Source organism: Nocardia sp. NPDC057455, from assembly GCF_042802775.1.
In the GTDB taxonomy this organism is placed as follows: Bacteria; Actinomycetota; Actinomycetes; order Mycobacteriales; family Mycobacteriaceae; genus Nocardia.
The window spans coordinates 1-23,852 of the sequence record NZ_JBHVDM010000105.1; the positions used below are offsets into that span (position 1 = coordinate 1).

The 23,852-nt window shown below is 68.1% G+C and carries 28 protein-coding genes; 13 read left to right on the top strand and 15 right to left on the bottom strand.

All coding sequences use genetic code 11. The annotated features are described in order from the left end of the window. Together ACFU5M_RS29550 and ACFU5M_RS29555 are read right to left on the bottom strand one after the other, a co-directional pair. Positions 1 to 236 (bottom strand): hypothetical protein (locus ACFU5M_RS29550; RefSeq protein WP_379054172.1); only part of this gene is annotated, 236 nt, incomplete at its 3' end. Positions 237 to 255: 19 nt separating this feature from the next. Next, complete coding sequence (locus ACFU5M_RS29555; protein WP_379054173.1) at positions 256 to 1,764, bottom strand: aldehyde dehydrogenase family protein; 1,509 nt, start codon at positions 1,762 to 1,764, stop codon at positions 256 to 258. Between the two features lie 167 nt (positions 1,765 to 1,931). On the opposite strand from ACFU5M_RS29555, the gene ACFU5M_RS29560 reads away from it, so the two are divergent. After that, the gene (locus ACFU5M_RS29560; RefSeq protein ID WP_379054174.1) at positions 1,932 to 2,720 is read left to right on the top strand and encodes an SOS response-associated peptidase; all 789 of its coding nucleotides are present in this window, start codon (positions 1,932 to 1,934) and stop codon (positions 2,718 to 2,720) included. A gap of 170 nt (positions 2,721 to 2,890) precedes the next feature. Here ACFU5M_RS29560 and ACFU5M_RS29565 read toward each other — a convergent pair whose 3' ends face one another. Beyond that, positions 2,891 to 3,178, bottom strand: a complete 288-nt coding sequence (locus ACFU5M_RS29565; RefSeq protein ID WP_379054175.1) for a hypothetical protein — start codon at positions 3,176 to 3,178, stop codon at positions 2,891 to 2,893. A 74-nt stretch (positions 3,179 to 3,252) separates the two neighbouring features. Beyond that, entirely contained in the window at positions 3,253 to 3,747 is a 495-nt protein-coding gene (gene ybaK / locus ACFU5M_RS29570; protein ID WP_379054176.1) for a Cys-tRNA(Pro) deacylase, read from the bottom strand. A gap of 247 nt (positions 3,748 to 3,994) precedes the next feature. On the opposite strand from ybaK, the gene ACFU5M_RS29575 reads away from it, so the two are divergent. Together ACFU5M_RS29575 and rsrA are read left to right on the top strand one after the other, a co-directional pair. Beyond that, the gene (locus ACFU5M_RS29575) at positions 3,995 to 4,675 is read left to right on the top strand and encodes a sigma-70 family RNA polymerase sigma factor (RefSeq protein WP_379054194.1); all 681 of its coding nucleotides are present in this window, start codon (positions 3,995 to 3,997) and stop codon (positions 4,673 to 4,675) included. Positions 4,676 to 4,695: 20 nt separating this feature from the next. After that, a complete protein-coding gene (rsrA, locus tag ACFU5M_RS29580) occupies positions 4,696 to 4,962 on the top strand; it encodes a mycothiol system anti-sigma-R factor (RefSeq protein ID WP_379054195.1) in 267 nt (88 codons plus the stop codon). Positions 4,963 to 5,037: 75 nt separating this feature from the next. Here the strand turns inward: rsrA and ACFU5M_RS29585 are convergent, their stop codons facing one another. Further along, a complete protein-coding gene (locus tag ACFU5M_RS29585) occupies positions 5,038 to 5,112 on the bottom strand; it encodes a 50S ribosomal protein bL37 (protein WP_022597109.1) in 75 nt (24 codons plus the stop codon). A gap of 90 nt (positions 5,113 to 5,202) precedes the next feature. Between ACFU5M_RS29585 and ACFU5M_RS29590 the strand changes: the two genes are divergently transcribed. Both ACFU5M_RS29590 and ACFU5M_RS29595 read left to right on the top strand, forming a co-directional pair. Continuing rightward, entirely contained in the window at positions 5,203 to 5,418 is a 216-nt protein-coding gene (locus tag ACFU5M_RS29590; protein ID WP_379054177.1) for a biotin/lipoyl-binding carrier protein, read from the top strand. A gap of 22 nt (positions 5,419 to 5,440) precedes the next feature. After that, positions 5,441 to 6,955 (top strand): sensor histidine kinase, encoded by a 1,515-nt coding sequence (locus ACFU5M_RS29595; RefSeq protein WP_379054178.1) that lies wholly within the window; start codon positions 5,441 to 5,443, stop codon positions 6,953 to 6,955. A 450-nt stretch (positions 6,956 to 7,405) separates the two neighbouring features. Here the strand turns inward: ACFU5M_RS29595 and ACFU5M_RS29600 are convergent, their stop codons facing one another. Both ACFU5M_RS29600 and ACFU5M_RS29605 read right to left on the bottom strand, forming a co-directional pair. Then, positions 7,406 to 7,660, bottom strand: coding sequence for a WhiB family transcriptional regulator (locus tag ACFU5M_RS29600; protein WP_011211115.1), 255 nt, complete (start codon positions 7,658 to 7,660; stop codon positions 7,406 to 7,408). A 256-nt stretch (positions 7,661 to 7,916) separates the two neighbouring features. Further along, positions 7,917 to 8,861, bottom strand: a complete 945-nt coding sequence (locus ACFU5M_RS29605) for a diacylglycerol/lipid kinase family protein (protein ID WP_379054179.1) — start codon at positions 8,859 to 8,861, stop codon at positions 7,917 to 7,919. Between the two features lie 199 nt (positions 8,862 to 9,060). Between ACFU5M_RS29605 and ACFU5M_RS29610 the strand changes: the two genes are divergently transcribed. Then, positions 9,061 to 9,474, top strand: coding sequence for a hypothetical protein (locus ACFU5M_RS29610; RefSeq protein WP_379054180.1), 414 nt, complete (start codon positions 9,061 to 9,063; stop codon positions 9,472 to 9,474). Here the strand turns inward: ACFU5M_RS29610 and ACFU5M_RS29615 are convergent. The 6 genes from ACFU5M_RS29615 to ACFU5M_RS29640 all read right to left on the bottom strand — a co-directional run bounded on the left by ACFU5M_RS29615 (position 9,453) and on the right by ACFU5M_RS29640 (position 14,955). Further along, the gene (locus ACFU5M_RS29615; RefSeq protein WP_379054181.1) at positions 9,453 to 10,160 is read right to left on the bottom strand and encodes an endonuclease V; all 708 of its coding nucleotides are present in this window, start codon (positions 10,158 to 10,160) and stop codon (positions 9,453 to 9,455) included. The genes ACFU5M_RS29610 and ACFU5M_RS29615 overlap by 22 nt on opposite strands. 5 nt (positions 10,161 to 10,165) lie before the next feature. Next, positions 10,166 to 10,693 (bottom strand): GNAT family N-acetyltransferase, encoded by a 528-nt coding sequence (locus ACFU5M_RS29620; protein ID WP_379054182.1) that lies wholly within the window; start codon positions 10,691 to 10,693, stop codon positions 10,166 to 10,168. Then, positions 10,690 to 11,295, bottom strand: a complete 606-nt coding sequence (locus ACFU5M_RS29625) for an acid phosphatase (RefSeq protein WP_379054183.1) — start codon at positions 11,293 to 11,295, stop codon at positions 10,690 to 10,692. Before ACFU5M_RS29625 ends, ACFU5M_RS29620 begins: the two co-directional genes overlap by 4 nt. An 85-nt stretch (positions 11,296 to 11,380) precedes the next feature. Continuing rightward, on the bottom strand, positions 11,381 to 11,893 hold the full coding sequence (locus tag ACFU5M_RS29630) for a nitroreductase/quinone reductase family protein (RefSeq protein ID WP_379054184.1): 513 nt from the start codon (positions 11,891 to 11,893) through the stop codon (positions 11,381 to 11,383). 41 nt (positions 11,894 to 11,934) lie between these two features. Beyond that, a complete protein-coding gene (locus ACFU5M_RS29635) occupies positions 11,935 to 13,164 on the bottom strand; it encodes a hypothetical protein (protein ID WP_379054185.1) in 1,230 nt (409 codons plus the stop codon). A gap of 27 nt (positions 13,165 to 13,191) precedes the next feature. Then, positions 13,192 to 14,955, bottom strand: a complete 1,764-nt coding sequence (locus ACFU5M_RS29640; RefSeq protein ID WP_379054196.1) for a DEAD/DEAH box helicase — start codon at positions 14,953 to 14,955, stop codon at positions 13,192 to 13,194. Positions 14,956 to 15,364: 409 nt separating this feature from the next. Here ACFU5M_RS29640 and ACFU5M_RS29645 point away from each other — a divergent pair, with 409 nt between their 5' ends. From ACFU5M_RS29645 to ACFU5M_RS29655, 3 genes are read left to right on the top strand one after another with little or no spacing between them, the layout of a single operon-like run. Continuing rightward, on the top strand, positions 15,365 to 16,222 hold the full coding sequence (locus tag ACFU5M_RS29645) for a hypothetical protein (protein ID WP_379054186.1): 858 nt from the start codon (positions 15,365 to 15,367) through the stop codon (positions 16,220 to 16,222). 54 nt (positions 16,223 to 16,276) lie between these two features. Then, the gene (locus ACFU5M_RS29650) at positions 16,277 to 17,332 is read left to right on the top strand and encodes an alpha/beta hydrolase (protein WP_379054187.1); all 1,056 of its coding nucleotides are present in this window, start codon (positions 16,277 to 16,279) and stop codon (positions 17,330 to 17,332) included. Positions 17,333 to 17,359: 27 nt separating this feature from the next. Next, a complete protein-coding gene (locus ACFU5M_RS29655) occupies positions 17,360 to 18,061 on the top strand; it encodes a ferritin-like fold-containing protein (protein ID WP_379054188.1) in 702 nt (233 codons plus the stop codon). Positions 18,062 to 18,068: 7 nt separating this feature from the next. On the opposite strand, the gene ACFU5M_RS29660 is transcribed toward ACFU5M_RS29655, so the two are convergent. Next, positions 18,069 to 18,905 (bottom strand): helix-turn-helix transcriptional regulator, encoded by an 837-nt coding sequence (locus tag ACFU5M_RS29660; protein ID WP_379054189.1) that lies wholly within the window; start codon positions 18,903 to 18,905, stop codon positions 18,069 to 18,071. A 102-nt stretch (positions 18,906 to 19,007) separates the two neighbouring features. Here ACFU5M_RS29660 and ACFU5M_RS29665 point away from each other — a divergent pair, with 102 nt between their 5' ends. Both ACFU5M_RS29665 and ACFU5M_RS29670 read left to right on the top strand, forming a co-directional pair. Beyond that, positions 19,008 to 19,547, top strand: coding sequence for a YceI family protein (locus ACFU5M_RS29665; RefSeq protein ID WP_379054190.1), 540 nt, complete (start codon positions 19,008 to 19,010; stop codon positions 19,545 to 19,547). A 66-nt stretch (positions 19,548 to 19,613) separates the two neighbouring features. Next, on the top strand, positions 19,614 to 19,844 hold the full coding sequence (locus ACFU5M_RS29670) for a DUF3107 domain-containing protein (RefSeq protein ID WP_379054191.1): 231 nt from the start codon (positions 19,614 to 19,616) through the stop codon (positions 19,842 to 19,844). Between the two features lie 79 nt (positions 19,845 to 19,923). On the opposite strand, the gene ACFU5M_RS29675 is transcribed toward ACFU5M_RS29670, so the two are convergent. Then, positions 19,924 to 20,589, bottom strand: a complete 666-nt coding sequence (locus ACFU5M_RS29675) for a TetR/AcrR family transcriptional regulator (protein WP_195150283.1) — start codon at positions 20,587 to 20,589, stop codon at positions 19,924 to 19,926. A gap of 280 nt (positions 20,590 to 20,869) precedes the next feature. Between ACFU5M_RS29675 and ACFU5M_RS29680 the strand changes: the two genes are divergently transcribed. Together ACFU5M_RS29680 and moeZ are read left to right on the top strand one after the other, a co-directional pair. Further along, a complete protein-coding gene (locus ACFU5M_RS29680) occupies positions 20,870 to 22,042 on the top strand; it encodes a DUF3152 domain-containing protein (protein WP_379054192.1) in 1,173 nt (390 codons plus the stop codon). 261 nt (positions 22,043 to 22,303) lie between these two features. Next, positions 22,304 to 23,488: an adenylyltransferase/sulfurtransferase MoeZ gene (moeZ, locus tag ACFU5M_RS29685; RefSeq protein ID WP_379054193.1), complete on the top strand. Its 1,185-nt coding sequence runs from the start codon at positions 22,304 to 22,306 to the stop codon at positions 23,486 to 23,488. Positions 23,489 to 23,852 lie beyond the last annotated feature (364 nt).

The window sequence follows — 23,852 nt, forward strand, 5'->3', positions numbered from 1 at the left end:
GTCTCGCTTCGCTCGGAACCGGGAGTTGCGGTGGGCTGGGCGCGTTTGGCGCGATCTTTGGGCATCGTGCATGCGGTTGGTGGTGGCTGGCGGTTGTCGTGTCGACCGGTGATCAGTCGCGGGCGCGGCGGCCGCGCGAACGCGAGCCGGGCCGCGAACGGAACATGCTCGGTCTCGCTTCGCTCGGAACCGGGGATTGAGGTGCGCTGGGCCGGGTGCTCGACGACGTCGGACACCCGGCTCAGGCGTGGTTACTTACTTGTGCCGCCCGTGCAGGAACGGAACGAGCTTGCGCAGCAGTTTCATCGTGGAGTCGGTGCGGCTGTAGCTCAGCAGCGCCATTCCGGGAACGGTGAAGCGCTGCACCGCGATCGAGTGCGGGCGGGTGAACTCGCGCAGACCCGGTTCGCCGTGGATGCGGCCGATGCCGGAATCGCCGACGCCGCCGAAGGGCAGGCCGGGGATGGCGGCGAAGGCGAGCACGGAGTTCACCGAGGTGGCGCCGACGCGCAGCCTGCGGGCGATGTCCAGGCCGTTCTTCTTCGAGTAGACCGCCGAGGACAGGCCGTACTTGGAGTTGTTGGCCAGCTCGACCGCCTCGTCCACGCCGTCGACGGTGCGGATGGTGATGGTCGGGCCGAAAGTCTCCTCGGCCACTGCCTCGGAGTTCTCGTCCACATCGACCAGGACGACCGGTTCGATGAACGGCGCCTTGACCGACTCGGGTCCGCCGAGCACCGCGGTGCCGCCGTTCTTCAGCGCGTCCTCGATGTGGCGGCGCACGATGTCGATCTGGCTCGGCATGGTCATCGGGCCGTAAGCGGCCTTGTCGTCCGAACCGGGCTTGATGTCGGTGAGGATGCGCTTGACCTCGGCGACGAACTCTTCGCGCACCGAGCGGTCCACGTAGACCCGCTCGACGCCGGCGCAGGTCTGGCCGCTGTTGGCGGTGGCGCCCCAGGCGACCGCGTCCGCGGCGGCCTTGATGTCGGCGTCGGCGGCGACGATCACCGCGTCCTTGCCGCCGCACTCCAGCAGCACCGGGGTGAGCCGTTCCGCGGCGGCGGCCATGATCCGCTTGCCGGTGGCGGTGGAGCCGGTGAACGCGATCTTGTCGACCTCCGAGCCGACCAGTGCCGCGCCCGTCGCGCCGTAGCCGTTGATCGTGATGAAGACGCCCTCGGGCAGTTCGGGGTTGGCTGCCGCGAACGCGTCGGCGAGGAAGTTGCCGATGCCGGTGGAGTATTCGCTGGGCTTGAACACGACGGTGTTACCGGCGGCCAGCGCGTAGGCGATGGAACCGTTCGGCGTGTAGACCGGGTAGTTCCACGGGCCGATCACGCCGACCACACCGAGCGGGCGCTGCTCGAGCCGGGCGCTGAAGTTCGACATCAGCGCGCCGGGGGAGACCTTCTTGGGGCCGAGCACCTTCTTGGCGTTCTTGGCCGCCCAGGAGATGTGCTCGAGCGCGAGCATCAGTTCCAGGAAGGCGTCGTCGAGCGGCTTACCGTTCTCGGCGTGGATCAATTCGCAGAACTTCTCCGAGTCCTGCACCAGCTTGCTCGACCAGCGCAGCAGGTGCGTGCGTCGTTCGTCGAAACTCAGCGCGCCCCAAGTGGCGGCCGCTGCGCGAGCCTTGGCGACCGCGGCGGCCACCGCCGCGTCGTCGGCGATGACGTGCGTGCCGATCACCTCGCCTGTCGCCGGATTGACCGACGTCAGTGCCGTGTCGTGATCGGCCGGTTTGGTGTCGGTGGATGTCACAGTGAATCTCCTCTTGCCGTCTGCGGTGGACGGTCGATGCGCGGGTCCGAGTGGACGGACGGCCCGTCCTGTGGATGAGAGAATGCTATGCCACAACTCTCAACAGGTCACCAGCTATGCATCAATTGTCCCCGACTCTGTCGGTGGCGGGTGGGACTATCGGGGATATGTGCGGACGATATGCGACCACGACCAACCCCGGCAGGCTCGCGGTCGAGTTGGATGCGATCGACGAGACCGAGTCCGCTGACCAGGGCTCCTTCACCAACTACAACGTGGCGCCGACCACCCAGGTCCTCACCGTGGTGGAGCGGCACGATCAGGGCAGCAAGGACGACGACCCGAAGCTGCGTCTCCGGCGGATGCGCTGGGGGCTGATCCCGGTATGGACCAAGGCCGCCGAGCCCGGTGTCCCGGTCAAGGGCAAGCCGCTGTTCAACGCCCGCGCCGACAAGGCCGCCACCACGCCTTCGTTCCGCGACGCCGTGAAGTACCGGCGTTGCCTGGTACCGATGGACGGCTGGTACGAGTGGGTCGTCGAGCCGAACGGCGAGAAGGGCGCGAAAGGGAAGGTCGCCAAGCATCCGTACTACATGGCCCACGCGGACGGTTCCCGCCTCTACATGGCCGGTCTGTGGTCGGTGTGGCGCGACCGGTCCCAGCCGGAGAGTCAGCCCCTGCTGTCGTGCACCATCCTGACCACAGACGCGGTCGGCGACCTGACCCGCATCCACGACCGGATGCCACTGCCCATGCCGCAGCAGCACTGGGACGCGTGGCTGGACCCGGATCGCCCGGCGCCCGCGAGCCTGCTCGAGACGCCGTCGGAGGAAGCGGTCGCCGATATCGTGGCCCGCCCGGTGCCCGCGCTGGTCAACAGCGTGCGCAACAACGGACCGAAACTGCTTGCCCGCGTGGAGGATCAGAAGGACGCCGAGCAGATCAGCCTGTTGTGAACGAGTCCTCGGCCGGTGTCGGTCCGGCCGCCGCATGCTCACGCAAGCCGATTGGGTAGCCGGCACTCCTGGCCCAGCGATATCTCGCGGGCCGAGGTGCCGGTGTGACCGCCTAGCGCGACCACACCGGCCCAACTACCGGTTTCGAGCGAAGCGAGACCTAGCAAAAATTACAGCGAGCACTTCACGCTCGGTGAGGCGATATTGAGCCCGCATTTGATGATTCCAGCGACCAGGTCGATCAGCTTGGTGGTGACATTCCCGCTGAGTTTCTCGGCCTTCCCGGACTTGTCGTCACTCTTGGATCCCTGACCGTCGAAGTCGAACACGGAATCGCTGACCTGCGTAACCGGCGAGGCGGCGGCCTCTTGCGCTAGGAGCGTTACCGGAGCGAGAGCCAAGACGAGCACTCCGGACAACGCGACGATCACGGTGCGCACCCGCTGGTGCGTAGACATTCGCATCACATCCTCACGAGTCGGGTCGATCTGGCCAGTTCAGTAACGCACAGATCGCGCCGATGGTGGCCGAATTACGCGGATGTCACGGGCGCGGTCACCGCGGCGGTCAGCCGGATCAGGTCGGCGGGCGCCAGTTCGACCTCCAGTCCGCGCCGTCCCGCACTGCACAGCATCCGGTCCCAGCGCAATGCCGAGTCGTCGATCACGGTGGGCAGCGGCTTGCGCTGACCGAGTGGGGAGATACCGCCGAGCACGTACCCGGTCGTCTTCTCCGCCCGCGTCTTGTCCGCCATGCTCGCCTTCGGCGCGCCGAGCGCCGCGGCCGCGGCTTTGAGCGACAACATGTTCGGCACCGGAAGCACGGCTACCGCGAGCGATCCGGTGGCGAGTTCGATGACCAAGGTCTTGAAAATCTGCTCGGCCGCGACGCCGAGTTCGGCGCCCAGCGCGTCGACCGCCTCGGTGCCGTAGGAGTCGGCGCGCGGATCGTGTCGGTAGGCGTGCACCCGGTGGGACACCTTCGCCTGGGTCAACGCGCGGATCGCCGGAGTCGAGCCTGCTGCCATGGCCAAACCTTAACGGCGGCCGTGACCTGGCAGACAACGGGTTTTCCTGCGCATTCGCCGCGAGCGGAGGAAGGCGGGAACACCGGACGGGTCGCGCATGTTGTAGCCGGTACACCGCGCTCGGACCAATTTCCAGCGCGTGAGCAGGCCCTATGGAGACGTGAAGGAGATGCCTGTGCCCGTGCTGCTCGACGACCGTCCGGTGGGGACCGAGGTGTCCCCGGCGGACGGCGGATTCTCCTTCGATATGCCGATGCCGGTAGATTTGGCAGGTACGGCGATCGAAGGGACAGGTGTGACGAGCGACGATGACGTGGCGGCCGACGATGTCGGCGCCGTCGACGATGCCGAGCTGACACAACGGTTCGAACGGGACGCGCTCCCGTTGCTCGACCAGCTCTACGGCGCCGCGCTGCGCATGACCAGGAACCCGGCGGATGCCGAGGACCTGGTCCAGGAGACGTACGTCAAGGCCTACCAGGGCTTCAAGTCGTTCCGGGAAGGCACCAACCTGCGTGCCTGGCTGTACCGGATCCTGACCAACACCTACATCAACTCCTACCGCAAGAAGCAGCGCCAACCCGCGCAGTACCCGACCGACGAGATCACCGATTGGCAGCTGGCCGCGACCGCCGAGCACACTTCGCAGGGTCTGCGGTCGGCCGAGGTCGAGGCGCTGGACGCGTTACCGGACGACGACATCAAGGCCGCGCTGCAGGAACTCCCGGAGGAGTTCCGCATGGCGGTGTATTACGCCGATGTCGAGGGCTTCCCGTACAAGGAAATCGCCGACATCATGGGCACACCCATCGGTACGGTGATGTCCCGGCTGCACCGCGGCCGCAAGCAACTGAAGGGTTTGCTCGCCGATGTCGCGCGCGAGCGTGGATTCAACCGTTCGGGGGAACGCCAGGAGGTCAAGCAGTGAGTACCGAACGGGACCCCGATATGGAACTCGACTGCACGGCGGTGCTCGCCGACGTGTGGTTGATGCTGGACGGGGAATGCGACGAGGCGACCAGGGCTCGGTTGCAGCACCACATGGAGCACTGCAGTCCGTGTATCGAGGCCTATGGCATCGAGGAGAAGGTCAAGAGCCTGCTCAGCCGCAAATGCGGCGGTGATCGCGCGCCCGAGTCCCTGCGTGAGCGCCTGACCATCGAGATCCGCCGGACGTTCGTCACCAAGGAAACTTCGGTCGACACCTCGGAATAGCCGTCCGTGACACGCGAGCGGCACGCCTTCCCGCTGGAAGTGCGTGCCGCTTCGTGCTTTCGAACCGAGCGTCGCTCAGGCGTTGGGTCGCTTGCCGTGGTTGGCTGCGTTCCCCTTGCGGCTACGCTTCTTACGTCCGCGCTTACCCATGAGTAGTCTCCCTTCTGATTGAAGGCCATTCTTTCACGTGTGGTTGGCTGTAGCGTCAGCGGATACAGGCCAACGAGTGAATGGGGTGCCATGGCTGAGGAAGTGCTCGCCGAGTTGGTGTCGGTCGTCTACCAGGTGGTCGCCAAGGAAGGTGACGAAGTCCAGGAGGGCGACACGCTGGTGATCCTCGAGTCGATGAAGATGGAGATCCCGGTGCTGGCCGAGTCCAGCGGCACGGTGACTTCGATCGGCGTGAAGGAAGGCGACGCGATCAAGGCGGGCCACCTTATCGCGGTCATCTCCTGATCGATTGCGGCGGTAGATCTGCATGGCGACACTGAGCGAGCTGCTGGCCGAGCACACCGACCTACCCGGCGTCGCCGTGGATCATCTGCAGCGGGTGGTGGGCGATTGGCAGCTGCTGGCCGATCTGTCCTTCGCCGATCTGCTGCTGTGGGTCGGTGTGGGGCCGGTGATGGAGGGCGCCGACATCGTGTGTGTCGCGCAGTGCCGTCCCACCACCGCGCCCACCGTGCATCAGGAGGACCTGGTCGGCACGTCAGCCCGGCAGGCCGAACATCCGCAAGTGTTCGATGCGCTGACCAGCGGCGATGTTGTGCGAGCCGACAGCGACGTCGAGGCATCCGGTGTCTATCACCCGCGTCCGGTGCACGCGATCCGCGAGGCCATTCCCGTGCGCTGCGGTGACGACGTGATCGCCGTGCTGAGCCGGGACACCGATCTGCAACGCTCCCGGGTGCGCAGTCAGCTGGAGAGCGCGTATGTGGCGTGCGCGGACGATCTGTGCCAGATGATCGCCGAAGGCACCTTCCCGACCACCGAGGATCGCGCGGCCACCCATTCCAGCCCGCGCGCGGGGGACGGATTCATCCGGCTCGACACCGACGGCATCGTCGTCTACGCCAGTCCGAACGCGCTGTCGGCCTATCACCGGATGGGCTTGCAGGCCGACTTGGCCGGCCAGGATCTCGCCGTCACCACCCGCTCCCTGATCACCGATCCGTTCGACGCGCAGGAAGTGGTCGGCGACATCCAAGCCGCGCTGGCCGGGCGGACCGGACGCCGGATGGAGGTCGAGGCGCGCGGAGCCACCGTTCTGCTGCGCACCCTCGTGCTGCGCCCACACGGCGAACTGGCCGGTGCCGCCGTGCTCGTCCGCGACGTCACCGAGGTCAAGCGGCGCGATCGCGCGCTGCTGAGCAAAGACGCCACCATCCGGGAGATCCATCACCGGGTGAAGAACAATCTGCAGACCGTCGCCGCGCTGCTGCGCCTGCAGGCGCGCCGCACCGAGAACGAGGAGGCGCAGGTCGCGCTCACCGAGTCGGTGCGCCGGGTCACCTCCATCGCGTCGGTGCACGAGATGCTGTCCATGTCGGTGGACGAAGAGGTCGATCTCGACGAGGTCGTGGACCGGCTGCTGCCGATCATGGCCGACGTGGCCACGGTGCACACCACGCGTATCAAGGTGCGCCGCGCGGGCTCGCTCGGGGTCTTCTCCGCCGAACGCGCCACTCCGCTGGTGATGGTGCTCACCGAACTGGTGCAGAACGCCATCGAGCATGCCTTCGATTCGGGTGAAAACGGCACGGTGACAATCCGTTCCGAGCGTTCGGCCCGCTGGCTGGACGTGATCATCAGCGATGACGGCCGCGGACTGCCGCCCGGGTTCAGCCTGGAGTCTTCCGACCGGCTCGGTCTCCAGATCGTCCGGACCTTGGTCACCGCCGAACTGGGCGGTTCCATCGGTCTGCATCCCGGCGCCGATATCGGCACCGATGCCGTCCTGCGCGTCCCGCTGGGCCGTCGTTCCGGCCGCTGACGATCGGCGGTGGGGCGGATCCGCCGCTTCGATACCGTCCGCGGCCGAGCCGATGCGACCTGTTGCTCGGAAGTCGCGGGCGACCGCCCTCGGGTGCGGTTCGCGGCCTGTGGGGCAGTGCGCGTTCGAATGTCCGTATCGAGTGGAATGCGAGGGTGTCGAACGGATTCGCCCGCGGTTCCGCTCGATCGAGAACCGACTACTTTCGCACAGGTCTCGCTCATTCGCGAGTCGAATCGCCGCTCTGCCGGAACGTAATCCGTCCTGTCGCAATTGCCGTTCCGCGCAACCGCATTGGTCGGCTTCGGCGTTTCGTCCGCGAAGCGAGACCGACTATTTCCAGTTCGTGATCCGGGGGCGCATAAACAACACAGCCCGGCACCTATGGGTGCCGGGCTGAAATGCGTTACCGGGCCGGGCTGAATGGCCCGGTAAAGCTGGTCGTCTGGCTCAGACGACGGTGCGGGTGCGGGTGCGCGCGTTGCGACGCTTGAGCGCCCGGCGCTCGTCTTCGCTCATACCACCCCACACGCCGGCGTCTTGTCCGGACTTCAGGGCCCAGGACAGGCAGTCGGCGGTTACGGGGCAGCGAGCGCAGACCAGCTTGGCATCGGCAATCTGCGCGAGCGCCGGACCACTGTTACCCACCGGGAAAAACAGCTCGGGGTCCTCATCGCGACAGATGGCCTTGTGGCGCCAGTCCATTCCTCTGCTCCTTTGCTGGGCGCCGCATGGGGCGCCTATGGGTTTGTGGTTCGTTCACTTGTGCGACTCGAATGTTTCCGCACGGTTGCTTGTGAATGCTTTCACGAACACCGTAGATGTCAATAGGCACGCGGTGCACCGTGGGGAAGCTCACGCTCTGAAGGCCCCCCACACGGGGAAGCCTGCCCGGTCCTTTGTACTCGCTCCACCGGGTTTTCGCAGCACTACCCGCGATGTTTTCGGGGGTGTTTCGCCCTCAGTGCGGCCGCGGGGCGACGACCGCGAGGACGTCGGGCACGGCAGTGAAATCCACCACGTTGCGCTTCCCGATGAAGTCGCCATCGATTTGCAGGCCGATGGGTTCTTTGCACTCGATTCGTACGGTGGGAACGTCGTCTTCGCGAAATAAATTGCGGGACTTGGGGTTTCCGTTACTCGCCAAGAGCTGCCGCGCGAGTAGCAGTGTCGGGACGACGGCCATGGAGCGGACCGCGAACACTCCGAGCCCCGTTTCGAACCGGGTACCGGGGTTGGTGTGCACCGGGGTGGCGTTCAGGTATGTCCACGGTGTGGTGTTGGTAACGAAGGCGTAGTGCACCCCGTCCACGGGATCCCGTCCGGGAATTTCCACCCGAACGCCCGGTTCGGCGCGCTTTGCCCGGAAAAATTGCCGAACGGTTGTTCGAACATATCGCGCGGGGGTGGCGGTGCGGCCGCGGGCGCGGCTGGCGTCGATCGCCTCGCACACGTCGGCGTCGAGCCCGACGCCCGCGCTGAAGCAGAACCAGCGGTCGTCGGCCAGCCCGAGGCCGATCCGGCGATCGGTATCCACGGTGAGCAGGTCGATGAGCTGATTGGTCGCGGTCACCGGGTCGGGGGAGATGCCGAGCGCTCTGGCGAAGACATTCGCCGAGCCGCCGGGGATCACGCCGAGGCGTGGCAACCAGGCTTGACCGTCGTCGAGCACCGGCAGCGGCAGGAATCCGTTGATGGTCTCGTTGACCGTCCCATCGCCGCCGTGCACGACGATCAGGTCCATCTCGTTGGTCGCGGCCCACTGCGCCAGTTCCGCGGCGTGCCCGCGGTGCTGGGTGTGCGCAACGGTCAGCTGGGTGCGGCTCTCCAGCGCGTGCGCCAAGAGGTCCCTGGTCGCCGGCGTAGTCGAGGTGGCATTCGGGTTCACGATCAGCAGCGTCCGCACGATGGCAGCCTAGTTGGCGGCCTGCCCGCGCCGGCAAAGCGGCGAGTGACGCCGCGGGTGCCATTGCGCGGGCATACGCCAGGACGAAGGCGCGACCGAGCGGGTCGTAGGCTTGCCGCGTGAACGAGCGTCAGCCTGGGAAGCGAGGACACCGTGCGCTGTCGCGCACGACGGAGCCGAGTGCGAGCGAGGCGCGATCGTGAGCGAGGAAGAAGCGGCGGCGGTGCCGACGACGGTGCGGGCGGCCGGTGCGCTGGTGACGCTGGAAGGCGTCGTCGCCGTGGGGGTCGCGATCGTGCTGGTGGTGCGCGGACTGCTCGGCCACGACCAATCCACGACGAGCGGCTACGGCACCGCGGCCTGGTTCGGCATCCTCGGCGGCGCGGTGCTGGCCGCGGGCGCCGGCCTGCTGCTGGGGAAACGCTGGGGGCGCGCGATCGCGGTCATCGCGCAATTGCTGCTGCTCCCGGTCACCTGGTCACTACTCACCGACTCGCATCAGCCGGTCTACGGCGCTGCGCTCGGGGTGGTCGCGATTGCCGCGCTGGTGCTGCTGTTCGCGCCGTCGTCCACTCGCTGGATGGCCCAGGACTACGGGGTCGAGCCGGAATAGTCCCCTGCTGCCGTGCGCAGCGCCGCCCGGCAGAGATGGTCGGCGTGCCGGGTTGTTTCCGGTAGCCGGTAACGCGGGGTCAGCGCCAGCACCTGGGCGCAAGCGGTGTCGAGGTCGATGTTGTGCCCCACGGAGACGAACACCGGCTTGACGCCGCTTCTGGTGCGCAACGCGCGCCCGACCACCGCTGCGTCGATGGTGATGTCGGTGGCCGCGCCGCGTTCCGGCCCCGGCTCGGTGTACTCGCCCCATACGGTCTTCGCCACGCCGATCGTCGGCACCCCGGTGAGCAGTCCGAGGTGGCAGGCGAGGCCGAAGCGGCGCGGATGCGCGAGTCCCTGCCCGTCGCAGACCAGCAGATCCGGTGCGGTGTCCAGCTTTTCGAAGGCGGCGAGGGTGGCCGGGATCTCCCGGAAAGCGAGCAGGCCCGGCACATACGGGAAGTCCGCGACGCCGTGCGCGACGGAGGAGGCGACCGGCTGGAGGGTGTCTGCCGCCAGGACCACGACGGCCGCGGCTACGGCGCCGGTGTCGTCGTAGGCGGAGTCGAGCCCGGCCACCGTGGCGAACCGTGCGCCGGGCGGGGTGACCGGCGAGACCAGCGGCCGCAATTCGTCTTGCATCGCCATGGCCGATTCGGCGGTGCTGGGCCAGGACGCGGGGTCGAGTGGCGGGAGCCAGGACATGTGCCCTACCGCGCCTCGGCGGCCAGCTCGCCGAGCGCGTCACCCGCCAGCCGGTAGCCCACCCATTCGTCCTGGGCCACCGCGCCGATCGACTCGTAGAAGTCGATCGAGGGCTGGTTCCAGGTCAGCACCGCCCAGGCCACGCGGCTGTAGCCGTGGTCGATCGCCTCCTTCGCCAGGGCCGTGAGCAGCGCCTTGCCGTAGCCCTTGCCCCTGGTCTCCGGTTTGACGTAGAGGTCCTCCAGGTAGATGCCGTGCACGCCGTCCCAGGTGGAGAAGTTGAGGAACCAGATGGCGCAGCCGAGCAGGCCCGACTCGTCCGCGATCACGTGCGCGAACAGTTTCGGCTCCGGCCCGAACAGCGCGGAGCGCAGCTGCTCGGCGGTGACCGTGCATTCGTGCCGCGCCTTCTCGTATTCGGCCAGGTCGTAGATGAGATCGACCAGGGCGGGCACGTCGGCGGGGACGGCGCGGCGCAGGACGGCGGCGCCGAGGTCGACGGCGGTGGTGTCGGCGGGGCCGGTTCGGGTCACAGTGACGCTCCGTTGGGTATCAGGTTGTGCGCGCGGATCGCGCGCACGTCGTGTTCGTAGCCGAGTACGGTCAGCGCGCCGGTCGACATAGCGAACCGGCGGCCCTCCCGGAGGTCGAATTCCGCCCAGCGGACGATCAGCGCGCGCGAGAAGTGGCCGTGCCCCACCAGCACGATATCCCGCTCCGGCAGCACCGGCGGCACGGCGGCCAGCACCCGATCGGCGCGCTCGCACACCTGCTGCGCGGTCTCGCCGTCCGGAACCGGACCGGTCCAGATGGTCCACCCGGGCACGGACTCGCGGATCTGCGGGGTGGTCAGGCCCTCGTAGGCGCCGTAGTCCCATTCGGCGAGTTCGTCGTCGACCACGGCGCCGGTGAGCCCGGCCAGCTCGGCGGTACGTATCGCTCGGAGCCGGGGGCTGGTGCGTACCAACGGATTCCGCAGTTTCAGCGTGGCGAGCAGCCTACCCGCCGCCCTGGCTTGCTCTTCGCCGCGCTCGGTGAGCGGGAGATCGGTGCGGCCGGTGTGCCGCCGCTGGGTGGACCAGCTGGTCTCGCCGTGCCGGAGCAGCACAACGCGGGCATCGTCGAGTGCGGACATGCCTCCATGATGATCCACCGATGATCATGGTGGTGCGCCGGATCGGACACCTCTGCGGATCCGAACCCGCGCCCACCGCGGCGGACTAGGACTCGATCGGATCCCCCAGCTCGAGCACCACCAGTGGCAGCGGCCGCGAGACCTTGGCCTGGTAGTCCGCCAGCAATGGATTGTTCGCCGTCACCCACGCCGCGAATTCGTCGTACTCGGCTCCCTCCAGCGCGCGCGCCGTGCCTCGATAGGTGGTTGGCCCCCACTCGATGGTGACCGCGGAGTCCGCTTTCACGTTGTGGTACCAGGCCGGGTATCGATCCTCGATGAACGAACTCACGTAGAGGGTTTCGCCGCGGCGCAACAGGCCGAGCGGAATCACATGCGTCTTACCGCTTCTGGCGCCGGTGGTGGTGAGCAGTACGAGTTCACCGCCTTCGTACGCGCCGCCGACCTTGCCCGCGTTGTCGCGGAACTCCTGGATCACGCCGTCGTTCCAGTGCGCGATGTCTTCGTCGGAGTACTTCTGGTTCCACGGCGCGTCGGGATCGTCGTAGGACGTGATAGCAGTGTTGTTTTCGGTTGCGGCGGGGACGGTTTCGCTCATTCGGTCAGTGTGCTCCATGGCACCGACAAATCCGCCGTACCTCACGCGAAAGCGTGTAGTTCGCCCTCGCGCAGCTCGAGTACGGTCGTCCCGATCGTGGTGAGGGAGATCGGGCCGCCTGCGTAGCCGGGCCGTTCCACCGGAATGCGCCCCGCTTCGGTCCCCGTGGCGGGATCGAGGACAGCGAGCGCTCCGGTGGTGGGCAACAGCAGCTTTCCCGCCATGAGCGCCGGTGATCCCAGTGCCCCGCCCGCAGTCCACAGCGGGTCGAAAGTGCTGCCGTTCAAGGCGATCACGCTGTTGCCGGTGAAGACCAGATAGGCCGACCCGATGCGGGTGGTCGTGGCCGTTCGGCTCAACGGCGCCGAGAGCTGATGCACGACAATCGGATTGCCGTTCCCGTCGTACACGGCCAAGCGTGGCGGCAGCGACTCCGCGCCCGTCGTGGCGCCGGGGAAGTAGAGCGCGATCCGGCTGTCGGACACCGCGATCACCCGAGCTTCCGCGGAATCCGCGCCGGGACCGATCAATACATGCGAGCCGTACTCCTCCGGCACCGTGTTGTCCTTGGGGGCCGGGTTCAGCACGGTGAGCCGCCCGGCCGGGTCGGCGGGGCACCGTTCCAACACGGCGAGCCGGGACGGGCTGGAACCGGACGACAGCAGCGTGCAGCCCTTGCGCGGCTGGGTCTTGACGTTCACCGGCGCGTCGACGAAGCCGTACTCCACGGTGCGCACCAGGTCCGAGCGCCACATCTCCAGCCGCTGCGGCCCCTGGGCGAGCAGGTAGGTGCCGTCGACCGACAGCCGCACGTCGCGATCCATATAACTGCTGCGCGCCGTGCGGCGCGCACCGCTGTCACCGGCCAGCATCGTGGCCTGGCTGCAGCCGCGATCGTCGCGGTAGACAGCGATCACCATGCCGTACTGGCCCTCGACCCCGCACAGCGGCAAATCGCGCCGGTACTTCCAGAGCTGGTCACCGGTGCGGGGATCACGGCCGGTGACCGTGTCGCCGTCGGCGGTCACCGTGACACCGCCGGACACGAGCGCCCGCGCGCTCGCACCGTCCGGCGCGTGCCACAGTTCGCGCAACGAGGCGGGCAGTTGATCGGCCGCGGCCGGGGTCGGCACCGTGGACGAAGCGGTCACCGACTCGGTGCCGTGCGCGTCCCCGCGCACCCACACCAAGGTCCCGGCGATCACCACGAGAACCGCGATCGCGACCGCGGAAATGATATCGGCGCGCGTCCGCCGCTCGGGTGCGAGCACGACTGCGAGACTAGCCGATCCGAGCGATCAGGCCGATGCGGCTGCCGCGGGCTCCGCCGCGCTCCCGGCGTCCTCCGCCACCGCGTCACCCTCGCCGGAACGACGACGCCTGCGCCGACGGCGAGCGGGCCGGTCGGCGGTGCCGGTCTCGTCCGCGTCGTCGTCCGCAGCGCCGTGGTCGTCCGAGGCCTCGGTGCCCGGCTCGTCGCCCGCGGTGTTGTCGGCCGCGTCGCCGCTCGGCTTGCGCCGCCTGCGCCTGCGACGAGCGGGCTTGTCGCCCGTGTCGGACTCGGCTGCGGCCTGCTCCGAAGACGTGGTCTCGGCGTCCGCGGGCGAGTCGGTCTCGTCCGCGTCGGTGACGTTCGGTGTGCCGTCGATCGGCTGGCCGCCGCGGGTGCGCCTGCGATTGCGCTTGCGCGGGGCGCGGGCCGGGCGTTCGACCACGACCGCGTCCGGTTCGCGTTCCACTTGCGCCTTGCGCACCACGCCCGTCACGCCCTCGGGAATGCCGAGATCGGAGTACAGGTGCGGCGAGCGCGAGTACGTCTCGACCGGCTCTGGGATGTCGAGGCCGAGCGCTTTGTCGATCGCCGACCAGCGGTTGAGCTCGTCCCAGTCGATCAGCGTGATCGCGACGCCGGTGCGGCCCGCCCGGCCGGTACGCCCGATCCGGTGCACGTAGGTCTTCTCGTCTTCCGGGCACTGGTAGTTGACGACGTGCGTGACGTCGTCGATGTCGATGCCGCGCGCCGCGACGTCGGTGGCGACCAGCACGTCGATGGTGCCCTTGCGGAACTTGGTCAGCGCCTTCTCGCGGGCGATCTGCCCCAGGTCGCCGTGCACCGCGCCCACCGCGAACCCGCGCTCGGCGAGGTCGTCGGCCACCTTCTGCGCCGTACGCTTGGTGCGCGTGAAGATCATCGTGGCGCCGCGGCTCTCGGCCTGCAGAATGCGCGCGACCAACTCGCTCTTGTCCAAGGCGTGCGCGCGATAGACGAACTGCGCGGTGCGGTCGTGCACCGCCGAGTCGTGCGGCTCCTCGGCCCGGATGTGCGTGGGGCGGGTCAGGAAGGTGCGCGCCAGGGTGATGATCGGCCCGGGCATGGTGGCGGAGAACAGCATGGTCTGGCGCTTGTCCGGGACCATGCCGAGAATGCGCTCGATGTCCGGGAGGAAGCCCAGGTCGAGCATCTCGTCGGCTTCGTCCAGTACCAGCACGCCGATCTTGCCGAGGATCAGGTGCTGCTGATCGGCCAGGTCAAGCAGCCGGCCGGGGGTGCCGACCACCACGTCGACACCGGCGCGCAGCGCCGCGATCTGCGCCTCGTAGGGGCGGCCGCCGTAGATGGACGCGACGCGCAGCGGCCCCTGGTGGTTGGTCAGGTACTTGCTCGCGTTCTCCAGATCCTTGGTGACCTGGATGCACAGCTCACGCGTCGGCACGATGACCAGTGCGCGCGGGGTGCCGTCCAGTGGCGTCGTGCCGGATTCCGCGGTCGCGATGCGGTGCAGCAGCGGCACGCCGAATCCGAAGGTTTTACCCATACCGGTGCGGGCCTGACCGATGAGATCTTCCCCGGCGAGTGCCAGCGGAAGGGTCAGTTCTTGAATGGCGAAAGTACGTTCGATTCCGATCTCGCCGAGCGCACGGACGATTTCCGGGCGCACGCCTAATTCGGTGAAAGTCGGGGCGGTGTGCGTGGCGTCCAGTTCGGCCGTCAACAGGGTCTCCGCCAGACCTGGTTCCTGATCGACTGTGATCTTGCTCAGGGTTCGTGCCTTCCTCGTAATCACGTCCCGCGCGCACGAGGTGGGGCGGACCGGGCGGTCCACGACGACCACGACTCCGCAGGCGATACTTCACCCGGCCACGCTCCGGATGCCGGGCGCCTGCCGCGACAAGCGGCGGCTACCTCGCAAAACATCGGCGCGGCGCACTGGTGACGCGGATTGGTGCGCGCACATTTTCCTGTCCAACGAAAACTTCGCACCCGAAACCGGTCAGCGGTCGCAGCGGCGTCTCCGCGATGTGCGTGAGCGCGACGTCCGGCAACTCTGTCGAGCGAAACTTTCCGTTGTCCGACGCGATTGTAGCGTGATATTGTGCGTCGCTCGAATTGCCACTGCGGCGCGCTCCCGGAAATCCGCCGGACCCGCAGCGCGCTTTCGCCGCGCCGGGTACCCACGTACGCTGCGCCACATGGGAATTCATCCGGCGCGGCAAATCTGGGCGACGCTCGAACCGCTACACGATGTCGTCTATTTCGGAACCGGCGTGAAGGAGGCGGGCGTCGGGATCGGCCTGCGCGGCTACTGGCAGACCTACTTCGCTTTCCGCGCCGCGCCGCTGGGGGCGGTGACGCCCGCGACGGTGCAGGCCGTCTTCGCCGGATTCCATCCCGACATGGTGCGGCGCGCACTGCCGGATGCGTGGGAGCGGGCGACGCCGCAACGCTGCCTCGACGCCCGGCTCGACCTGGCCACCGGCCTGCTGCGCGGCATCGGCGCGGGGGACGCGGTGTGCGCTCGCGCGGTCGAGCTGCTCACGCCGGCGCAGCGGGCGGCCGATCCGACCGGCCGGGCGCTGTTCGCCGCCAACGCGGACCTGCCGCTGCCCGCCGACCCGGTGGCCGCGCTGTGGCAGCTGACCACCTCGCTGCGCGAGCACCGCGGCGACGGCCATGTCGCGGCCTTGGTCACCCACGGTCTGAACGGACGTCAAGCGCTGGTGGCCCAGGTGGCCGCTGGTAAGGCGCCCGAATCGGTGATGCGTCCCGCACGCGGGGTGTCGGAGGCGGAGTGGGCCGATGCCTTCGACGAGTTGCGCGCCAGGGGCTTGGTGGCCGGCGAACCGGTCACTCCTACCCTCACCGGCAGCGGCGCGGAGCTGCTCGCCGAAGTCGAGGCCGAGACCGACGACGCGGCGTGGACCGGGGCACTCGCGGTGCTGTCGGCCGACGCGATCACCGAGCTGACCATGTCACTGGCGGCGCTGGTGCGCAGCGTGCAGGAGGCGGTGGTCCCGCCGCTCAATCCGGTCGGCATGGGCCCGAGGTAACACTCCGGGACTTGCCTGTTACCGGCGGTACCGGAATATGAGACTCTCTTCGATGTGAGCCTTGCCGACACTGTCACCATCGCCGCACGCAACGCGTGGGCACTGACCTTCGGCTCCGGCATCGAGGCGCCGGACCCGACTCCCGCGACGATCCTATGGGACGAGCCGCATCGGCAACTGCGGCGATTCGAGCGAGCGGACGCGACCACGCCGGAAGGGGATTCGGCCGTCCTGCTCGTCCCGCCGCTCGCCGCGCCCGCCACTTGTTTCGACCTACGGCCCGAACAGAGCCTGGCGCGCTTCCTGCTGGAGATCGGCCGCAGCCCGTACGTCGTCGACTACGGCGAGATCACCTTCGCCGACCGGCGCATGGGCTTCGAGGACTGGATCGACGACATCCTGCCCGAGGCGGTGCTGCGCACCAGCGCCGATCGCGACGGAGGCGCGGTCGATCTGGTGGGCTGGTCGCTCGGTGGCACACTGGCCCTGCTGACCGCCGCGGCGCACCCCGAGCTGCCCATCCGGTCCATCACGGCCGTCGGTTCACCGCTGGACTACAACCGGATGACCGGCGTGCCGCAACTGCGCGCCGTCGCGAAACTTACGGGCGGCCGGGCCACCTCCACCGTCATCCGCGCGGCCGGTGGCGTTCCTGCGACACTGACTCGAATCGGCTACAAGGTCACCGCCTGGGATCGCGAGCTGACCCGCCCGTGGTTCGTCGCGAGCAATATCGCGCGCACCGAGGCGCTGGCCAAGATGGAGACGATCGACCGGTTCATGGCCGAGATGCCCGGGTATCCCGGCCGCTTCTACGGCCAGCTGTGGGGCAGGTTCATCCTCGCCAACGACATCGGGCGCGGTGTCGTCGTACTCGGCGGACGCCGGATCGAGCTGGCGAAGGTGACCGCTCCGGTCCTGCTGGTCGGCGGGCCCTCCGACGTGATCACCCCGGCACCCGCCGTCGAGGCGGGCGCGGACGTGCTCACCGGAGCGGCGATGGTCCGCTACGAGAGCGCTCCCGGCAGCCACCTGGGCATCCTGGCCGCTCCGACCGCGCGTGACACGACATGGAGTTATCTGGAGAAGTTCCTGGCCGAGACCGCCTGAACCGCGGTGAGTATTACGCTGGGGCACATGGGAGCACAGTCACCTGCCGCGTCAGGTGTTTCGTCGACCGACCCAGCCGATCTCTTCATCCCCGCGAGTCATCCCGGCGTGACCGACCTGTTCGCGGTGCTCGCCTACGGCGAGATCTCCGCGTTCTACCGGCTCGCGGAGGAGGCCAAGCTGTCGCCGACCCTGCGGGGCAGGGTGGCGGTGGCGAAGATGGCCGCGGCCGAGATGGAGCATTTCAAGACGCTGGAGTCCGCGCTGGCCGCCCGCGGCGCCGATGTCTTCGACGCCATGGCGCCGTTCGTGCGCGCGCTGGACGACTATCACGCCTCCACCGACCCGTCGACGTGGCTGGAGTCGATGGTGAAGTTCTATGTGGGTGATGGCATCGCCGCGGACTTCTACACCGAGATCGCGGGCGCGCTGACTCCGGACATCGCCGCGGTGGTCCGCGACGTGCTCGCCGAGACCCGGCATTCGGAGTTCGTCGTCGAGGAGGTGCGCCGGGCGGTCACCGAGAGCCGCTCCGAGCGCGACCGGCTCACCCTCTGGGGGAGGCGGCTGCTCGGCGAGGCGATCACGCAAGCCCAGTTCGTCATGGCGCAGCGCGACGAACTCACCGATCTGGTGCTCACCGCCACCGGCGATCTCAACGGCATCGCGGCGCTGATCGAGCGGATGCAGGACAGTCACGCCGAGCGCATGGCGGTACTCGGCATCTGAGCGCGGGTTATTCGTTCGCCGCGCGGTTGGGCACCAGCCGCAGTCCGGGCGCGTGCATGCTCGCCCGGTCGGCCAGCCAGACCACCACGCTCTGATCGCGGTCGGCTTCCAGGGTCTCGAACGGTACTTCCACCATGCCGTGCACGGGATGGTCGAGGTGCAGCGTTTTGGAGCCCGCGGCGCCGACTCGATGCGGTTTCCAGCGATCCGCGAACTCCGGTAGTTCGCGCAGCGCTTCGATCGTCTCCAGCAGGGTGTCATCGCCCGGCCAGTGAAGTTTGGCGCGGCCGAGCGCGGCGGTGAAAGCGTCGGCGGCCTGCTCCCAGTTGCGCAGGACGCGCCGTGCCGCGGGATGCTCGAAGGTGTACCACGCGAGGTTGGGCTGGTGGGGACCGTCCAGCAGACCCAGCGGGGCCACGAAATCGGCCCAGGCCTGGTTCCAGCTCAGCACGTTCAGCCTCCGGCCGACCACGAACGCCGGCGTCGGTTGCAAGGCGCGCAATATGGTCTCGATCGTCGGGGTCACCCGCTCCTCTGCGGATTCGTTCCCGGGGCACCGGGATTCGTTGCCCGAGGCGAGTGCGAGCATGCCGAAGTGATGGCGATCGTCACCGCTCAGCAGCAGTGCGTCGGCCAAGGCGTCGATCACCGCGACCGACGGGTTGGTGTCACGTCCCTGCTCCAGCCGGGCCAGGTAGTCTGCGCTCACTCCCGCGCGGACGGCGACCTCTTCACGACGCAGACCGGGCGTCCGGCGGCGTCCGCCTTCGGGCATGCCGACGTCCGACGGCCGCAATTCGGCGCGCCGCGCGATGAGGAATTCCGCGAATCCGTTACGAGCCATGCGTCCCATCGTGCCCGGTCCGAGGACGGTTATCCGCGCCCTGTCAGGTCCAGGATAACGGCGGTCTGGCTAGCGGACCGTGGTCCGGTCATTGTCGAAGGCATGACATCTACCTCGGAATCCACCACGTTGAAAACCGGATCGTGGGCGCTCGACGCGGCGCACTCCTCGGTCGCCTTCACCATTCGTCATCTCGGCATCTCCAAGGTGCGTGGCGGATTCACCCGGTTCGAGACCGAATTCGTGGTCGACGAATCGGGCGCGGCCACGATCGGCGCGACGATCCACCTCGACTCGTTCGACACCGGCAACGCCGACCGCGACGCGCATATCCGCACCGCCGACTTCCTCGACGTCGCCAACCGCCCCACGCTGACCTTCCGCGCCACCCGTCCGGTGATCGTCGCGGAGACCTTCGAGGTCGAGGGCGAGGCCACCCTCGGCACGATCACCAAGCCGGTCACCTTGGAGGTCGAATGGGGCGGTGTGCAGGACTTCGGCCCGACCGGCGACCGCCATGCGGGCTTCTCCGCCACCGGCGCCATCAAGCGCACCGACTTCGGCGTCGGCGGCCCGCTGCCCGGCATGCTCAGCGACACCGTCAAGATCGAACTCGAGATCCAGCTCATCGAGCCGAAGTGAACGGCCCCGGCGGCCCCCACTAGCCTGGACTCGACAGCACAGGACTCTCAGGTTCGGAGGTTGGCCGTGGAGGTCAAGATCGGTATTTCGGATAGCCCGCGCGAGCTGGTGATCAACAGCGCGCAGACCCAGGAAGAGGTCGAGGCGCTGGTGTCCGGTGCGTTCGGCGGCGGCGACGGTGGCGTCTTGTCGCTCTCCGACGAGAAGGGCCGCAAGTTCCTGATCCAGGCGTCGAAGGTCGCTTACGTCGAAATCGGTTCGACCACCGGCGGCCGCGTCGGTTTCGCCGCGGTCTGATCCCCGATCCGGCCCATACGCAATCGAGCCCCTGCCCCCGATCGTTCGGGGACAGGGGCTCGTTCGTCGTTGTGACCGCTCAGTCGATCGGGTGCAGCGGCACGTGCTTCAGGCCGCCCCACGCGAGCGAGACGGTGGTGTCGACCGCCTCTTCCTTCGGGATCGGCCGATCGGCCTCCAGCCAGTACCGCGCGGTGAACTGGCTCGCGCCGACCAAGCCGACGGCCAGGATGCGAGCACGATAGGGGTCCAGGCCCGAGTCGTGCGCGACCAGGTCGAAGACCGCGTCCACGCAGGCCTCGGTGGCCTGTTCGACCCGGCGCTGCACCTGCGGCTCGCTGGTCAGGTCGGATTCGAAGACCAGGCGGAAGCCCTGCATCTCGTTGTCCACGAAGTCGAAGTACGCCTGCACCGCCGCGCGCACGCGCTGCTTGTTGCTGGTGGTGGAGCGCAGCGCCTGGCGCACGCTGGACACCAGGATGTCCACGTAGTTCTGCAGCACCGCGAGATAGAGCTCCAGCTTGCTGCTGAAGTGCTGGTACAGCACCGGCTTGCTCACTCCGGCGCATTGCGAGATCTCGTCCATGCCCGCGGCGTGGTAGCCGCGCTGTACGAAGACTTCGCTTGCCGCCGCGAGTAGCTGTTGACGTCGCTCGTCGCGCGGAAGCCGGGTACCGCGTTTGGCGGGTGCCATGGCCTCGGACGACGATCTACGGGACGTCATCCGGTCCACGAGGTCAGTCATTTCGGCTCTCCCAGTCGATTCCCCGGCAAAGGGGTGTGCACCGGGTTATCTCATGAACGATACCCGGTTGTCGCCCGCCCGCGGATCGGGGCCGAGCAACTGGTGCCACCCGGAAAGAATTCTCGCACCGACGGGGCCGCAGGTGTGCCCGTGAGTGGGGATTCGCCGCTGTGAGACTCTGGTCGACGTGACCGACCGACCGGAGAGACCACCCGCCGGGCGGCCTGATGCGCGCCGCCCGGCTGGCTCCGGCGCGCCCGGTTCCGTAGGGTCGGATCACATGGCGAGAACCTGGCCAGAGGCGCGAACCGATGGTGCGGCTCGAACCGGCGCGGCCGAGCGGTCGGGGGCAGGCGGCGGATCACCCGGTCGCCGGGCGAGCGAGCGCAAGCGCGGCGAAACACCCGAACCCGCTGCGGCACAGCCCGATCCGGACCGGGCCGATCAAGACGACGGCGTCGAGGTCTACGACCCGCTCGGTCTCTACGCGCACACGGCCGAACGATCCCACCAGCCACTACGCGCCCGCTGGGATCCCACTTCCCCCGACGACGGCAGGGACCGCGGCCGACCCGAGCGGGACGCGAAGAAGCAGAGCGCGCTCGGCAGATTCGTCTCGACCTACGGCTGGCGAGCCTATGCGTTGCCCGTTCTGGTCGTGATCACCGTCCTGGTGGTCGTGGACGCGATCCGCGCCACCGACGACGACAGCCTCGCGGGCTCGGATCCGGGGCTCGGGCGACTCAGTACGGCCACCGCCACCGCGGGCATCATCGGGGCCCCGCCGGGTGACGGACACTTCTCCACCGATCTACCCGCCGGGGCACTGCCCGAGGGCGGCGCGTTCGCCGAGACCGGGGCGGGCGACTGGCACGTGGTGCCCGGCACCACCGCCCAGGCAGGCGCCGGAACCACGACCGTCTTCCGCTACACCGTGGAGATCGAGAACGGCGTGGACACCGCGGGCTTGGGCGGTGACGAGGCCATCGCCAAGATGGTCGATTCCACCCTGGCCAATCCGAAGAGCTGGGTGCACGACCCCAAGTTCGCGTTCCGCCGGGTCGACCAGGGTGATGCCGACTTCCGCGTCTCGCTCACCTCCCGGGGATCCAGCCGCAAGGAGTGCGGTTTCGACATCCCGATCGATACCTCCTGCTACAACGCCGACGATCGCCGCGTGGTGCTGTCGGATGTCCGCTGGGTACGCGGCGCGCTCGCCTTCGAAGGCGACATCGGGTCCTATCGGCAGTACCTGATCAACCACGAGGTCGGTCACGCCATCGGCTACCACCAGCATCAGGCGTGCGAGAACGACGGTGGGCTGGCTCCGGTGATGATGCAGCAGACCTTCGGCACCAAGAACGACGACATCGCTTCCCTCGACCCACACGGCGTGGTCCCGATGGACGGCAAGCGCTGCCGCTTCAACCCCTGGCCCTACCCGCGGGGATAGGTTGTGTCGGATTTGCCGCGACCGCGTCACGAACGGCGGATGCTCGGTCTCGCTTCGCTCTGAACCCGAGGTCAGGCCGATACCGTCACCATGGGAGGGCAGCGTTGGTCGGACGGAGAGGGTGGTTGTCGCGGCGCGCCGGGTATACGGAACGATGGGCGGGAAGAACGGCCCGGTCGTCGGTGTTGCACAGTTGAACAACCCGCCGAGGGCGTCAACACCGCCGCAGCGATCGGCCAAGCGATTCGAGGAGTCCTGGACGTGTCATCACCCAAGTCCCTGCCGCCACTTGTCGAGCCGGCCGCGGAGCTGACCAGGGATGAGGTAGCCCGCTACAGCCGACACCTGATCATTCCCGATCTCGGCGTGGACGGGCAGAAACGTCTGAAGAACGCCAAGGTGCTGGTGATCGGCGCGGGCGGTCTCGGCTCGCCCGCCCTGCTGTACCTGGCCGCCGCGGGTGTCGGCACGCTGGGCATCGTCGAGTTCGACGAGGTCGACGCCTCCAACGTGCAGCGTCAGATCATCCACGGTGAATCCGACATCGGCCGCCCGAAGGCCGACAGCGCGCGTGATTCGATCCTGGAAATCAACTCCGGCATCGACGTCCGGCTGCACAAGATCCGGTTGGAGCCGGAGAACGCGATCGAGTTGTTCCGCGAGTACGACCTGATCGTCGACGGCACCGACAACTTCGCCACGCGCTACCTGGTCAACGATGCCGCCGTGCTGGCGGGCAAGCCGTATGTCTGGGGCTCGATCTACCGCTTCGAGGGCCAGGTCTCGGTGTTCTGGGAGGACGCCCCGGATGGGCGCGGCATCAACTATCGCGATCTGTACCCGGAGGCTCCGCCGCCCGGCATGGTCCCGTCCTGCGCCGAGGGCGGCGTGCTCGGCGTGCTGTGCGCGTCCATCGGTTCGGTGATGGTGACCGAGGCCATCAAGCTGATCACCGGCATCGGCGAGCCGTTGCTCGGGCGGCTGATGGTGTACGACGCATTGGACATGAACTACCGGACCATCAAGCTGCGTCGCGACCCGGAGCGTCAGCCGATCACCGAGTTGATCGACTACGAGGCTTTCTGTGGTGTGGTGTCCGAGGAGGGCCAAGCGGCCGCGGCCGGCTCCACCATTACCGCGCGTGAGCTGGAGGAATTGCTGGCTTCGGGCAAGCCGATCGAGCTGATCGACGTGCGTGAGCCGGTGGAGTGGGACATCGTGCACATCGAGGGTGCCAAGCTCATTCCCAAGGACCGCATCCTGTCCGGCGAGGCGCTCTCGGAGCTGCCCCAGAACCGTCCGATCGTGCTGCACTGCAAGACGGGTGTGCGCTCAGCGGAGGCCCTGGCCGCACTGAAACGCGCCGGCTTCGCCGACGCCACCCACTTGCAGGGCGGCGTGATCGCCTGGGCCAACCAGGTGGACAAGTCTCTCCCGGTGTACTGAGGCGGTAAACGCCTGCGCGCCTCGCTGCGCGCAGGCGAGTGTACCGAGGCGGGCAGACGCCTACGTGCCTCGCTGCGCAGGCAAGTGGCGGCCGAACAGTGCGATGAGCCATGAATTCGATTCTCAGTCGTGAACCGGCAGAACGGCGGCGACTCGAACTGCCGGGCGAGGCACCGGACCAGCCGATGGCTGGGTATGGAAGCGCTCGTACGCAGTCGACTCGCGAGTGGGTGTTCCTGAAAGCCGAGGTTGTCAGCAGACGCGGCCACACAACCTCAGCTCCGTCTTTCGAGCGAAGCGAGACCGAGCATGCGCCGTTCGCGGCCCGGCTCGCGTCCGAGTGGCCGTCGCGTCCGCGACGAAG

Excerpts from the sequence above, each read along its gene's own strand:
- ACFU5M_RS29655 (WP_379054188.1), top strand. The coding sequence starts at position 17,360 with ATGGGAGCACAGTCACCTGCCGCGTCAGGTGTTTCGTCGACCGACCCA.
- ACFU5M_RS29560 (WP_379054174.1), top strand. The coding sequence starts at position 1,932 with ATGTGCGGACGATATGCGACCACGACCAACCCCGGCAGGCTCGCGGTC.
- ACFU5M_RS29590 (WP_379054177.1), top strand. The coding sequence starts at position 5,203 with ATGGCTGAGGAAGTGCTCGCCGAGTTGGTGTCGGTCGTCTACCAGGTG.
- ACFU5M_RS29575 (WP_379054194.1), top strand. The coding sequence starts at position 3,995 with ATGCCGATGCCGGTAGATTTGGCAGGTACGGCGATCGAAGGGACAGGT.
- ACFU5M_RS29680 (WP_379054192.1), top strand. The coding sequence starts at position 20,870 with ATGGCGAGAACCTGGCCAGAGGCGCGAACCGATGGTGCGGCTCGAACC.
- ACFU5M_RS29615 (WP_379054181.1), bottom strand. The coding sequence starts at position 10,160 with ATGTCCTGGCTCCCGCCACTCGACCCCGCGTCCTGGCCCAGCACCGCC.
- ACFU5M_RS29675 (WP_195150283.1), bottom strand. The coding sequence starts at position 20,589 with ATGACTGACCTCGTGGACCGGATGACGTCCCGTAGATCGTCGTCCGAG.
- ACFU5M_RS29595 (WP_379054178.1), top strand. The coding sequence starts at position 5,441 with ATGGCGACACTGAGCGAGCTGCTGGCCGAGCACACCGACCTACCCGGC.
- ACFU5M_RS29600 (WP_011211115.1), bottom strand. The coding sequence starts at position 7,660 with ATGGACTGGCGCCACAAGGCCATCTGTCGCGATGAGGACCCCGAGCTG.
- ACFU5M_RS29645 (WP_379054186.1), top strand. The coding sequence starts at position 15,365 with ATGGGAATTCATCCGGCGCGGCAAATCTGGGCGACGCTCGAACCGCTA.
- ACFU5M_RS29665 (WP_379054190.1), top strand. The coding sequence starts at position 19,008 with ATGACATCTACCTCGGAATCCACCACGTTGAAAACCGGATCGTGGGCG.
- ACFU5M_RS29565 (WP_379054175.1), bottom strand. The coding sequence starts at position 3,178 with ATGTCTACGCACCAGCGGGTGCGCACCGTGATCGTCGCGTTGTCCGGA.
- rsrA (WP_379054195.1), top strand. The coding sequence starts at position 4,696 with ATGGAACTCGACTGCACGGCGGTGCTCGCCGACGTGTGGTTGATGCTG.
- ACFU5M_RS29630 (WP_379054184.1), bottom strand. The coding sequence starts at position 11,893 with ATGAGCGAAACCGTCCCCGCCGCAACCGAAAACAACACTGCTATCACG.
- ybaK (WP_379054176.1), bottom strand. The coding sequence starts at position 3,747 with ATGGCAGCAGGCTCGACTCCGGCGATCCGCGCGTTGACCCAGGCGAAG.
- ACFU5M_RS29625 (WP_379054183.1), bottom strand. The coding sequence starts at position 11,295 with ATGTCCGCACTCGACGATGCCCGCGTTGTGCTGCTCCGGCACGGCGAG.
- ACFU5M_RS29660 (WP_379054189.1), bottom strand. The coding sequence starts at position 18,905 with ATGGCTCGTAACGGATTCGCGGAATTCCTCATCGCGCGGCGCGCCGAA.